This is a genomic window from Streptomyces sp. NBC_01306 (genome assembly GCF_026340465.1).
In the GTDB taxonomy this organism is placed as follows: domain Bacteria; phylum Actinomycetota; class Actinomycetes; order Streptomycetales; family Streptomycetaceae; genus Streptomyces.
The window spans coordinates 650,239-661,759 of sequence record NZ_JAPEPC010000001.1; the positions used below are offsets into that span (position 1 = coordinate 650,239).

Genomic DNA, 11,521 nt, shown 5'->3' on the forward strand with positions numbered 1-11,521 from the left:
TTTCTTCTTCCGGAAGAGAAGCCCGCCGACCTACAGCAAGTCAAGGAGACACGCGCAGTTTCCCTACGCCTCGCTGAACCGGACCAGCTCCGTCCGGGTGAATAAACACTCCCTGAGAACCCCGGCCAATCCAAAGCGTGCGTGGCCACGAATGCACTACCGGCAGACCTATCGAAAGGCGGCACCGAAACTGGCCTCATAAACCCAATAGAAAGCCGCACCACGACACCTCAACGCGCCCTACCCCATGCCCTGTTCAGGTCGCGTATCCCGGGTGCCGCCATCATCTGACGCCAAGGGCCTTCCTCCGCATGCCCTTGGATCATCTCAACTGGCTTGATCACTACACCTGTCCGACGATGAGGGGGTGTAGTTCGATCCGCGTGGGAGGCCGTGTGCGGGTGGGGCGTCGCCGGTGAGACGATTTGGCCGTTCTGAGGGTGTGGGTACTCGACCCTGGACGATGAGCTCTGGGGGCTGATCGAACCGTTGCGCCTCGCCTGCGGCCTGGACGGGCAGCTACCTCAAGTGCACCTTCGCAGCGAGCACTTCGCCCTCCCGCATCATCCCAACCGTGGTACCACAGAAGGGGATTGTCAGGTCGACTGTCGAACGGGGTGATGTGGTGGCTGTGGGCTATCTGGTGACCGTGGTGTTGGCCGTACTGATCGTGGTGTTCTGTCTGGCTCGCATACGCGGGCCGAAACCGCTCTTCTACTTCAGCTACCGGCTCGGCCTGGTCTTCAACGAGATCCCGCACCTCGCTCTCTACGCGTTGGTGGCCTCGACGGCACTGGCCTTCTCCGAGGGCGACATCACCACGACCTCCGACCGGGTGAACGTCGGGGTGGCAGGGGCCGCGGCTGCTGGGCTTGTGGTGGTCACCCTGCGCGGAATGCGGGCGGCGTCCGTGGTGCGTGTCGCCTTGGACGACGCGCTCGGCGTCGGGACGGGGACGCACCGCCGGCTGCCGCTGGCACGCATCCTGCTCAGGCCCGTCCTTCGCCGCCGCCGTGACGTCAAGCGGGTGGGCAACCTCAGCTACGGGGACGCAGGCCGTCGCAACCTCCTCGACGTCTACCACCACCGCTCACGCCCCGAGGGCGGCTCCGTAATGATCCACTTCCATGGTGGCCACTACGACCAGGGTCGGAAGAACACTCAGTCGCTGCCCCTGCTCTACCGGCTCGCCAGCCAGGGCTGGGTCTGCATCAGCGCCAATTACCGGCTGCGCCCCGACTTCCCGCATCCCGCCCATCTGATCGACGCGAAGAAGGTCATCGCCTGGGCGCGCGAACACGCAGCGGAGTACGGCGCGGCGCCTGCGGCGGCCGTGTTCGTGGCGGGGAGCTCCGCGGGTGGGCACATGGCGGCTCAGGCAGCACTCACCCCCAATGAGCCGGCCTACCAGCCCGGGTTCGAGGAGGCGGACACCTCCGTGACCGCCGCCGTCGTGCTCAACGGTTTTCTCGCGGAGTACTTCGACGGCGACCCGGCGACCTCGCCGGTGAACCTCGTCCGGACGGATGCACCACCATTCCTCATCGCGCACGGGGACCTGGACGAGCTGGTGGACACGGAGAACCCCAGGGCTCTTGTCACCGCTCTGGGGTCGGTCTCCACCTCGCCGATCGTGTACGTCGAACTACCTGGTGCCCACCACGCTTTCGACCTCTTCCACTCATTCCGGTTTGAGGCGCTCATCGGCGGCGTCGAGGACTTCGCCACGTGGGTGACGGCCCGGAAAGACCGGGCCTAGAGCTCGTATCAGGGACTTGTTGATGTGGGCTGGTTGGGCGTAACCGGTGTGACGATTCGGCCGTTCGTGAGGGTGTGGGTACTCGACCGTGGATCGTGGACGATGAGTTGTGGGCGTTGATCGAGCCGTTGCTGCCGCCGTGGCCGGATCGGTCGCCGGGACCGCGGCCGGTGTGGGACCGGCTCTGCCTGCAGGGCATCTTGTTCGTCCTCTACGACATAGCCTGGCAACTGCTGCCGCTCGTGCTGGGGTTCGGTTCGGGACAGACCTGCTGGCGGCGGCTGGACCGGTGGCAGAATGCAGGGGTTTTCGACCGGCTGCACCGGGCCCTGCTCGCCGAGCAGAACGCGGCCGGCGAGCTCGACTGGTCGCGGGCGTGCGTGGACGGCTCCCACATCCGCGCGAAAAAAAGGGGTCCCGGCACCGGTCCGTCGCCGGTCAACCGGCGGAAGACGGGCAGCAAACACCACCTGATCTGCGACGGACGCGGCACCCCGCTCAAGGTCATCACTACTGCGGCCAACGTCAACGACGTCACCCCAGACCCTCGCCCTGGTCGACGGCATCCCACCCGTCGCGGGCCGCCCCGGCCGACCCCGCCGACGACCAGAAGCCTTGCTCGGCGACAAGGGCTACGACTCCAAGCCCAACCGCGACGAGGGCCGTCATCGACGGATCCTGCCCGTCATCTCCCGCAAGGGCTCACCCAATATCAAGGGCATCGGCAAGCTCCGCTACGTCGTCGAGCAGACCTTCGCCCTGCTCCACCACTTCAAACGTCTCGCCGTCCGCTGGGAACGTCGCACCGCACTCCACGACGCCTTCCTCTCGCTCGCCTGCGGCCTCATCTGCTGGAGACGACTCAAGAAGGCCCGATCATGATCGTGTTACGAGCTCTTAGAAGTCATCTCATGTGGCGAGTCTGCGGTAGCAGATGAGGGTGCAGGCGATGCTTGTGAAGGCGAGGAAGTGCTCGGCTTTGTGCTCGTAGCGGCGGTGAAGACGGCGGCAGCCGGCGAGCCACGACATGGTGCGTTCGACGGTTGCGGACGCGGACCGTCGGGACCGGGATCCGCTTGCTTGGAGTGCACTCCAGGGTCATAGCGTCGAGACAGCTGAACCGAACACCCGACGCGTCGACGCGTCATCCCGCACGACCAATGAGAATGGCGGCAAGTGGTAGCCAACCAATTCACAACGCATGCAGAACTTTTCGATCTGTCTGGAAAGCGCGCGCTCGTCACCGGTGGCACCAGAGGCATCGGAATGATGATCGCGCGTGGCCTTCTCCAGGCGGGCGTCCGCGTGGTCATCAGCTCACGCAACGCAGAAGCGTGCGCCCAGGCGCAGGAACAGCTGTCCAAATTCGGTGAGGTGCGGGCCATCCCCGCCGACCTGTCCCGCCACGACGAGTGTCGGCGACTGTCCGACCTCGTCACCGCCGACTCGGAACGTCTCGACATCCTCGTCAACAACGCGGGCGCCATGTGGGACGAGCCGCTGGCGACGTTCCCGGACGCGGCCTGGGACACGGTCGTCGACCTCAATCTGAAGTCGCCGTTCTGGCTGGTCCAGGCGCTGCTGCCCGCACTTCGCAGGGCGGGCACCGCCGACGATCCCGCGCGGATCATCAACATCGGCAGCATCGCCGCCATCCACATCCCCCAGCGGCCCAACTACTCGTACTCCAGCAGCAAGGCCGCACTGCATCAACTCACCAGAGTGCTCGCCAAGGAACTAGGACCGCAGCACGTCACCGTGAACGCCGTGGCGCCGGGACCGTTCCCGTCGACGATGATGGCTGCAACCCTCGATGAGTTCGGCGAGGCGATCGCGGCGTCGGCCCCCCTACGCCGGATCGGCCGCGACGACGACATGGCGGGTGTCGCCGTGTTCCTCGCCAGCCGGGCAGGCGCATACCTAACAGGCGCCGTGATCCCCGTCGACGGCGGCATCGCCACAACCGCGTAGGCCGCCCAAGGTCTGTTTGCGAAAGTTGATCTTGATCGTTGATGGTCATGTCCTGTGGGACGTGGGAATCTGACGAACGGCCAGTGGGCCCGACTTGAACCCTGTTGCCGCGGGGGCATCAAGTCGGGCCGTCCGCCGGTATGGACGCGGCGGCAGCTGATGGACGGCATACGGTGGCGGGCCCGGACGGGTGCTCCCTGGCGTGACGTGCCGGAATGCTACGGGCCGTGGGGCCGGGTCTATGACCTGTTCCGGCGCCGGCAGCGCGATGACACCTGGGCCCGGATCGTCACTCAGCTGCAAGCCGAGGCGGATGCCAAGGGCCTGATCACCTGGGACATGAAGATCGGCTCCACGGTCTGCCGGGCCCACCGGCACGTGGCTGGGGCGGCGAAAAGGGGGATCTCCAGAAGGAACCGCCCGGCGGGATCACCGTCGAGCCGGCCGACCACGGGCTCGGACGCTCCCGGGGCGGCCTGACCGGCCAGATCCACCTCGCCGTCGCGCAGGGTCAGAAGCCGCTATCGGTGGTGATCACCGCCGGACAGCGGGGTGATTCGCCTCAGTTCGAGTCGGTCCTGGAGCGATCTGGGTGCCCCGGCTCGGAGTCGACAGACCGCGCAAACGGCCGGACCGGGTCCGGGCCGACAAGGCGTACGACTCCCGCAGCAACCGCGCCTGCCTGCGCAGACGCGGGATCAAGGCCACGATCCCGGTCCCGGCGGACCGCGTCCGCAACCGCCTCAAGCGCGGATCGCGAGGCGGACGGCCGCCCAAGTCCGACAAGGACGACAAGGACGACAACAAGCAGCGGCACCCGGTCGAGTGTGGGATCAACCGCCTCACGCGCCACCGGGCTGTAGCCACGAGGTATGACACCACTCGCGGTCCGCTACGCGGCGACCGCGCTGGTCGCAGTCCTCAACGAGTGGCTGTGACCAGCACTTTCACAACAGCCCCTAGGCCGCACCCATTCGTCGGCTTCGCCCCAGAGCCCCGGCGAGGCGAACACTCGGGCAGAGCTGCACTGCCTGCCCAGGTCAGAGCGCGAAGCGACTCCTCCCCTCTGTGCTGGCGTCGGGCTACTGTCCAGGCATGAGCAATGTGGATCCGCTACTGAAGAGGCTGACCGACCGCGTGGAGCGGGAGGGCCTCGCCCTGCCGATCACGCTCGTGGTGAAGGGCACCACCATCACAGGAGAGGTGGTGCAACATGCCGTCTGGGCCGAGCACATCGCCGAGCAACTCGCCGAATCGGAGAGCCGGGCGAGCGTCTTCGCGGCCGACTTCGCGTGGGCGCAAGCACAGCCCGAGAGCGGCGGGAGCTACCTCCATCTGAACGGCGGCAAAGTTGTCAGCGACGGAGCCTCGTTCCCGGAGCACGGTGGGCTGTTCCGTATCGGGCTGGATGAGGTGAGCGGTTGGTTCCTGGGAGAAATCCGAGCTCACGGTTAGCAGTGGCCGCAATTCGTATCCGGCTCGGCGGGTCAGAGGGAGCGGTGGTGGAAGCCCGACGAGCCGGCGAGTGCGTTCGCTCCACAGGTGAGCACTCCACACAGGGGTCGTAGTTGCCGCTTCTCGACGATGGCCAGGTAACAACGTGGCAGGCCACCTCTGGGGATCGCATCCCCGTGCGGGGGCACAAAGACCGGGATGGCAACGGGATCGGCATGACACGCGGACGCGGTCAGGCCCAGCGCGCGGCGGACAGTACAGCGGTCTCGGCGGGGGCCCGTGCGGGCTTCGCCGCCCGAGGGGTCATCTACGTACTGATCGGTGTCCTCTCGCTGCGAATTGCGTTTTCCGACGGCGATGGCAAACAGGCGGGACGGGGCGGGGCGGGGCGGGGCGATCGCAGAGATAGCCGATCAGCCCTTCGGCACTGTCCTGCTGTGGCTGCTCGGCATAGCTCTGGCGGGTATGGCGCTGTGGCGGCTGTCGGAAGCCGCCTTCGGACAGGCGGGCCCGTACGGCACGAAGGCGAACAGGAGGGTGACGGCTACGGGCCGTTCTGTCTTCTACGCCTTCGTCTCCTGCTCCGTGCTGTTCTACGCTGCGGGAGACAAGGGCAGTGGCAGCGGCAGTGGCAGTGGCAGTTCGGACAAGAACTCCCGTGACTGTCGCGGCCGCTGTTCAGCACAAGCCTGGTAAGGCCAAAGGCATGGACGACACATTGCGCTCATTCACCGAGACGCCTGCGGGCCCCTGGCTGCTGGCGCTGTTTGCAGTCGGCCTGGCGGCCTTCGGAGCCTTGTCCTGTGCCAACGCCCGCTGGCGCGAGGTCTGACGAGGGCGGTCTCTGTTCCTTACATCGCCGGCGATATCAAGCGATTCGTCCGCGACACCACCACGTGGTCCGTCCACGTCCCCAGGCGCTGCAGGAACTGCGCGTCACCCTCGCCAACTTCAGAGCGGAATTCGCTGCCACCCTGGGCCGGGGCGTCACGATCGCCGAACTGGCCGCGTACCTCGGATCAGCGAGGAAGGGGATCCGCTCACGCACCTTCCATACTGCTCATGGCTCGGCCCGGTAGCTGCGGGCCAGTGGCGGTGACGGCGTCCGGGTAGAGCGTGAAGACCCGGTCCAGGCCGATGGTGCGCAGGACTCGGGCGGTATTCGCCGGGACCGCGGCCAGGGCGATATCGGCGCCCTGTTCGGTGGCGATGTTGCGCGCAGCGAGCAGGACGGTGATGCCGCTGGAGTCGCAGAAGTCCAGCCGGGCCAGGTCCAGGACCAGCAGCTGGCCGCCGGCGATGGTGAGGTTCGCCAGGGCCTCGCGGACTTCAGGGGCGGTTGCGTGGTCGAGGTGGCCGCTGATCTCCAGTACGGGACCGGTTGCGGCGTCTCGGGTGGTGACCGTCAGCGGCCTCATGTCAGGTTTCACTCCCAGTGGTGGTCGGACGAACGGGGACGCCGAGGGCGAGCAGAGCTGTGTCATCGTCCAGGCCGTCGCCGAAGCCGGCGAGGAGTCCGGTCAGGGCGGTGATCAGAGCTTGGGGGCCGTCCGGGGGCTGTGCGGTGGTGAAGGCGTGCAGGGCGTCCTCGCCATAGAGGTCACGTGTGGGGCCGACCCTCGCTTCGGTCAGGCCGTCTGTGTAGAGGAGCAAGGTGTCCCCGTGGAAGAGCACAGTGCTGGCGGGTGTGAACTCGGCGTTGGGCAGGACTCCGATGAGCATCCCGCCGGGAGTGGTCAGGTACTCGGCGGTGCCGTCGGTGCGCTGTACCAGGGCCGAGGGGTGGCCGCCGGAGGCCAGGCGCACCGTGAAGCTGTGCTCACCAGGTTCCAGGAGGCCGAAGATGGCGGTGCAGTACCGGGCGTCACCGCTGGTGTAACGCTCGTTCAGCACGGTGTTCAGAGTCGTCAGGACACTGACAGGGTCAGGGTCGTGCAGGGCGGCGGCGCGCAGGGTGTACCGGGTCAGGGATGTCACGGCGGCAGCTTTGGGGCCCTTGCCGCACACGTCGCCGAGGAAGAACGCCCACCGGGTGCCGTCCAGGGGGAACAGGTCGTAGAAGTCACCGCCCAACAGGTCCGGTGAGGCGGTGAGGTAGTACGAGGCGGCCTCCAGGCCCGGCACTGCGGGAAGCTGGGAGGGAAGCAGGCTCTGCTGCAGTGCTTCCAGAGCTTCCTGCAGGCGCAGACGGTCGGCTTCGGCGCGCAGGCGGGCTTCTTCGGCGGCATGGCGTCCGCGCAGCAGCTCGGTTTCGTAGGCGCGGCGGTCGCGGGCGTCGAAGACGGTCGTGCGAATGAACAGCGGTTCACCGCCCTCGCTGGTCTTCACCTTGGAGGTGAGCAGCACCGGAAGCCGCTTTCCGTCGGCTGCTTTGATATCCAGAGCGATACCGCTGGCCTCGCCGTGCATCTGCAGCAACGGAGCAAAGTGCGTCTCGTGGTAAAGCTTGCCGCCCACAGTGAGCAGGTCGATGAAGCGCATCCGGCCCACCACCTGTTGCGCGGACAGCCCCAGCCAGTCCAGAAGGGTTGTGTTGATCTTCGCGATGGTGCCGTCCATGAGGGTGGACAGATATCCGCACGGCGCCTGCTCGTACAGCTCCTCGGCACTCTCCTCAAGCAGGGCGGTGAAGGCCGCGTCGGTGGCGGCAGTTGTGTCCTCTCCCCCGTCCGGCTCGTGGGGCAGCCGGCCGGTGCGGCACATCACCGGCTCTCACTCACGAAGCCGACGATAGCCTCGGCCGTGGCCTCCGGTGCGCTCAACTGCGGGCAGTGACCCGTTGCATCCAGCGTCACCAGTCGGCTGCCGGGGATCGCGGCGTGGACGTAGGCTCCCACCTCGCGGGGTGCGATCACGTCCTGCGCGCACTCCAGTACCAGTGTGGGCACTGCCACCTTGGGGAGATCCCTGCGGCTGTCCGACAGGAACGTGGTGCGGGCGAAGACGCGCGCCATCCCCGGGTCGGTCGCGCAGAACGACGCGGTCAACTCCTCACCGAGTTCCGGCCGGTCCGCATTGGCCATGATCACTGGAGCCATCGCCGCCGACCATCCCAGGTAGTTCGACTCCAGTGACTCCAGCAGTTCATCGATGTCCTCGGCGCTGAACCCGCCCCGATAGCCGTCGTCATCGATGTAGCGGGGGGAAGGAGCGATCATTACCAGCCGGGATATCCGCTCCGGTGCCGCTGCCGCCGCGAGCGCACCGGCCATGGCACTCACCGAATGCCCCACCAGGGCCACGTCCCGCAGGTCCAGCTCTTCGCAGACCTCCACGATGTCCCGGGCGTACCCGTCCAGCGAGCTGTAGCGCTCCTCACTCCACGCTGATGCGTCCGAGCGGCCGGAGCCGACATAGTCGAAGAGAACCACTCGGTGCTCCCTCGCCAGTGCCGGGACGACCAGTCGCCACATGTTCTGATCACAGCCGAACCCGTGCGCAAGCAGCACTACCGGCCCGTCCGCACAGCCCGTGACCACAACATTGTTCCTACTCACGGTATCCATTCCCCCATCCTTCCACTGTCCCGGTGGGCACCGCCGGGACAGCTGCTGGTGAGGATGCCTGATGCCTGTGAGGAGCCGGACTACGCCAAGCTGAGAAGTGCAGCAGGCGCCTCATCAGGGGCGGAACGTCAGATGACGGCCTCCCACGGGAATCCGGTCCGACCGGGTCGCTTCACCTTCCCCCAGGCCGCATACCCTGTGGAACATGCTGATCTACCTCCCGGCGGCGCTGCTCCTCCTCCTGTTCTGCGCCCGGGTGTTGGGGGACCGCCGCCGGATCGGCAATGCCGTTCTGCTCGGCCTCGTGCTGGTACTCGCCCTCGCGGCGTGGTTGGTCGAACTCTCCCGGGACCATCCGGCCCTTGCGAAGGATGTCGTAGTAGCGCTGACGGCTCTGCTGGCACTGGGCGTAGTCACGCTCGCCTGTTGTCTGCTCGCCAACGGAGTGGTCATGGTGCGCAAGGAGGGGGCGAGTCCGGGAAATCTGCTGTCCCTGCTCTCCGGGATGACGCTGGTGTGCGTGCTGGCCCTTCTGGTCACGGCGGCGGCCACGGAGCAGCACACGCTGCTGGTCATGGCGGCGACCGCTGCCGCCCTGTCCAGCTACATCGGCTTCTTGTTCCTCTGCTATCTCGGATATGCGTTTGTCTACGGACGGCTGTACGTCCCCCGCAAGGCCGACTATGTGGTGGTACTCGGATCGGGCCTGATCGGCGGAGCGACGCCGCCGCCCCTGCTGAGGAGCAGGCTCGACCGGGGCCGCAAGCTCTACGAGCGGCTCGCGGCACGGGGAGCACAGCCCGTACTTCTCGTCTCCGGGGGCCAGGGACCCGACGAGAAGGTACCCGAGTCGCATGCCATGGCCGACTACCTCGTCGAGCACGGAATCCCAGCCGGCGCGATCGAGCGTGAGGACCGGTCGACGAGTACCGACGAGAACCTCCGGTTCAGCGCGACGCTCATGGAGAAGGCGCGTCCGCACTACCGATGCGTGATCGTCACCAGCAACTACCACGCCTTCCGTGCTGCCGTGTCCGCCCGCCGCGCAGGGGTGAGGGGTCATGTCGTGGGTGCGCCGACGGCCGCCTACTTCTGGCCCAGTGCGACGATCCGTGAGTTCGTCGCACTGTCTGTGCTCTACCGGCGGACCAACCTCGCTGTGTGCCTGGTCCTCCTGCTCGGCGGGTTCCTCCTGTGGTGGCTCAGGCCGCTTTCGTGACGCCTCGCCAGTCTCACCGCGAACGCTCCTTTGAACATCGGGGGACGCCGAAGGCTCGTGGGGCAGTTCAGGCCCACGACGATGCGCAGCTCTACCTGGTGTGATCGTGACGGGCTGGTCGGCCACCAGTGGCCTGCGAGACCCGCACTTCAGCCCGGCAGGCAGGAGCGAAATCGGCGGAGCAGTTCAAGTGCGGCAGGACTCTCCGCGTCGAAGCTCTGGACTTGTTGTTCGACAGGAAGGTCCAGCCCCCACATACGGACACCGTGACAGCGGAAGCAGAAGGCGATCGCGAAGAGTTGATCCGTGGGGTCGTGTGCCCGGATTCCCCAGCCTGGGAGGAAGCAGCGATACAGCCCACTGCGCGGTAGGTCGGCGATCAGAGACAGGGCCTGCTGAGCTTGGTCGCCATCCCAGATGGCGGCGGTGTCGCCCGCCAGGTCCTCCGAGCTGAGGTGCCTGGCAGGATCGGTGATACGGATGACCTCGATGAGCTCGGTCTTCCCATGGGGTAGCGGCAGCAGCATGCCTCTAGACTCTCCGATCACGACTTCGCTGACCAGGACGCCAGAAAGCAAGATTTTCGTAGCCTCAGACGTCGTGTCATTCGATGAGTCGGGGGTTGCAGATGAGGGGCGCGGGAACGTTCCCACCAGGACGCCGGGATAGGGTGCGCCCGTGGAACGGATCTTGGTGGTGGGTGTCACCGGTGCAGGCAAATCCACGCTTGCCCGAGCCCTGAGCAGTCGTCTGGGCCTGCCCTACCATGAGATGGACGCGCTGTACTTTAACGGTCCCAACTGGGCCGTAAATGACAACTTGGCCGAAGACGTATCAAGGCTCACCGCCAAGTCTTGCTGGGTCATGGACTCCCTCGGCTATCCGGAAGTCCGTGATCTGCTGTGGAACCGGGCCGACACCGTGATTTGGCTGGACTATTCCAAACGCGTCATCATGCTTCGCGTCCTGCGCCGGTCCTTCCAGCGCACCGTTACCCGCGAAACTCTCTTCGGCGGCAACAGGGAAACCTGGACGGGCTGGCTGAGCCGGGAACACCCGGCCTGGTGGGCGTGGTCCCAACACGGGGCCCGTCGCCGCGAAGTCGGGCGCCGTATCCGCGATCCCCGTTTCGCCCCTCTCGACACTCTCCGCTTCGGCCACCCCGACGAGACCGCGGCCTGGCTGGCATCCTTCTGACCGGCCGGCTGCAGCTGGGACCTGCTTCGTCAACGGGCTGGGCATCCCACCCAGATGACCCTGATCTCGATCGTCATCCAGCGAGCCGGCGGTAGCAGATATCTCCAAGGGCTCCGCGACCGGGGCGTACTCGGATCCGGCCAACCGCACTCCTGAGCCGGTCATCTGTCCCCCGTGGTAAGCCCAGCCGAGCCCCGCCCTCCACAGCCGCCTACCAAGGCTCTGACCAGCGTGGTCAGGGCTGTGGTTAACCCTGACCACGCTGCCTCCATCCAGCGCGACCACCCGAGACTTCTTCGGGGGCCGCCACCGTCACCTGCTCGACCGCAGTCCCCACCATCTGGCCGGTCCATCAACGGCGTTGACCACCATGTGATCTGACGGAATGCGGCCGGGCTGTCGGAGGTGTCGGCG

The 11,521-nt window shown here is 66.6% G+C and carries 11 protein-coding genes and 3 pseudogenes; 9 read left to right on the forward strand and 5 right to left on the reverse strand.

Translation table 11 applies throughout. The features are described from left to right. Positions 1-574 precede the first annotated feature (574 nt). Both OG385_RS02815 and OG385_RS02820 read left to right on the forward strand, forming a co-directional pair. Complete coding sequence (locus OG385_RS02815) at positions 575-1,759, forward strand: alpha/beta hydrolase (RefSeq protein WP_266851506.1); 1,185 nt, start codon at positions 575-577, stop codon at positions 1,757-1,759. Positions 1,760-1,833: 74 nt separating this feature from the next. Next, positions 1,834-2,641, forward strand: a protein-coding gene (locus tag OG385_RS02820; protein WP_266851508.1) for an IS5 family transposase whose coding sequence is annotated in 2 segments (ribosomal slippage) — positions 1,834-2,298 and positions 2,300-2,641 — 807 coding nt in all. Because the reading frame shifts where the segments join, the coding sequence is not laid out codon by codon here. A gap of 27 nt (positions 2,642-2,668) precedes the next feature. Here OG385_RS02820 and OG385_RS02825 read toward each other — a convergent pair. Beyond that, positions 2,669-2,800 (reverse strand): annotated as a pseudogene (locus tag OG385_RS02825) (IS5/IS1182 family transposase); the annotation flags it as partial. Positions 2,801-2,935: 135 nt separating this feature from the next. Here OG385_RS02825 and OG385_RS02830 point away from each other — a divergent pair. The 5 genes and pseudogenes from OG385_RS02830 to OG385_RS02850 all read left to right on the forward strand — a co-directional run. Continuing rightward, a complete protein-coding gene (locus OG385_RS02830; protein WP_266851510.1) occupies positions 2,936-3,730 on the forward strand; it encodes an SDR family oxidoreductase in 795 nt (264 codons plus the stop codon). A gap of 54 nt (positions 3,731-3,784) precedes the next feature. Then, the gene (locus OG385_RS02835; RefSeq protein WP_266851512.1) at positions 3,785-4,210 is read left to right on the forward strand and encodes a transposase; all 426 of its coding nucleotides are present in this window, start codon (positions 3,785-3,787) and stop codon (positions 4,208-4,210) included. 615 nt (positions 4,211-4,825) lie between these two features. Beyond that, complete coding sequence (locus tag OG385_RS02840) at positions 4,826-5,185, forward strand: hypothetical protein (RefSeq protein ID WP_266851514.1); 360 nt, start codon at positions 4,826-4,828, stop codon at positions 5,183-5,185. A gap of 215 nt (positions 5,186-5,400) precedes the next feature. Further along, positions 5,401-6,017, forward strand: a pseudogene (locus OG385_RS02845) (DUF1206 domain-containing protein). Beyond that, positions 6,002-6,201 (forward strand): annotated as a pseudogene (locus tag OG385_RS02850) (RNA polymerase sigma factor SigF); the annotation flags it as partial. The pseudogenes OG385_RS02845 and OG385_RS02850, both read left to right, overlap by 16 nt. A 24-nt stretch (positions 6,202-6,225) precedes the next feature. On the opposite strand, the gene OG385_RS02855 reads toward OG385_RS02850, so the two are convergent. Genes OG385_RS02855 through OG385_RS02865 form a run of 3 tightly spaced genes read right to left on the reverse strand, consistent with a single transcriptional unit; the run spans position 6,226 to position 8,691 of the window. Beyond that, on the reverse strand, positions 6,226-6,603 hold the full coding sequence (locus tag OG385_RS02855) for an STAS domain-containing protein (RefSeq protein WP_266851515.1): 378 nt from the start codon (positions 6,601-6,603) through the stop codon (positions 6,226-6,228). Position 6,604: 1 nt separating this feature from the next. After that, positions 6,605-7,888, reverse strand: a complete 1,284-nt coding sequence (locus OG385_RS02860; RefSeq protein ID WP_266851517.1) for a PP2C family protein-serine/threonine phosphatase — start codon at positions 7,886-7,888, stop codon at positions 6,605-6,607. After that, a complete protein-coding gene (locus OG385_RS02865) occupies positions 7,888-8,691 on the reverse strand; it encodes an alpha/beta fold hydrolase (protein WP_266851518.1) in 804 nt (267 codons plus the stop codon). The genes OG385_RS02860 and OG385_RS02865 overlap by 1 nt, the downstream gene beginning before the upstream one ends. A 205-nt stretch (positions 8,692-8,896) precedes the next feature. Between OG385_RS02865 and OG385_RS02870 the strand changes: the two genes are divergently transcribed. Further along, entirely contained in the window at positions 8,897-9,910 is a 1,014-nt protein-coding gene (locus OG385_RS02870; protein WP_266851520.1) for a YdcF family protein, read from the forward strand. A gap of 149 nt (positions 9,911-10,059) precedes the next feature. Here OG385_RS02870 and OG385_RS02875 read toward each other — a convergent pair whose 3' ends face one another. Further along, the gene (locus OG385_RS02875; protein ID WP_266851522.1) at positions 10,060-10,437 is read right to left on the reverse strand and encodes a hypothetical protein; all 378 of its coding nucleotides are present in this window, start codon (positions 10,435-10,437) and stop codon (positions 10,060-10,062) included. 151 nt (positions 10,438-10,588) lie between these two features. Here OG385_RS02875 and OG385_RS02880 point away from each other — a divergent pair, with 151 nt between their 5' ends. Beyond that, positions 10,589-11,107 (forward strand): adenylate kinase, encoded by a 519-nt coding sequence (locus OG385_RS02880; protein ID WP_266851524.1) that lies wholly within the window; start codon positions 10,589-10,591, stop codon positions 11,105-11,107. Positions 11,108-11,521: the final 414 nt, after the last annotated feature.

Excerpts from the sequence above, each read along its gene's own strand:
- OG385_RS02840 (WP_266851514.1), top strand. The coding sequence starts at position 4,826 with ATGAGCAATGTGGATCCGCTACTGAAGAGGCTGACCGACCGCGTGGAG.
- OG385_RS02875 (WP_266851522.1), bottom strand. The coding sequence starts at position 10,437 with ATGCTGCTGCCGCTACCCCATGGGAAGACCGAGCTCATCGAGGTCATC.
- OG385_RS02860 (WP_266851517.1), bottom strand. The coding sequence starts at position 7,888 with ATGTGCCGCACCGGCCGGCTGCCCCACGAGCCGGACGGGGGAGAGGAC.
- OG385_RS02870 (WP_266851520.1), top strand. The coding sequence starts at position 8,897 with ATGCTGATCTACCTCCCGGCGGCGCTGCTCCTCCTCCTGTTCTGCGCC.
- OG385_RS02855 (WP_266851515.1), bottom strand. The coding sequence starts at position 6,603 with ATGAGGCCGCTGACGGTCACCACCCGAGACGCCGCAACCGGTCCCGTA.
- OG385_RS02865 (WP_266851518.1), bottom strand. The coding sequence starts at position 8,691 with ATGGATACCGTGAGTAGGAACAATGTTGTGGTCACGGGCTGTGCGGAC.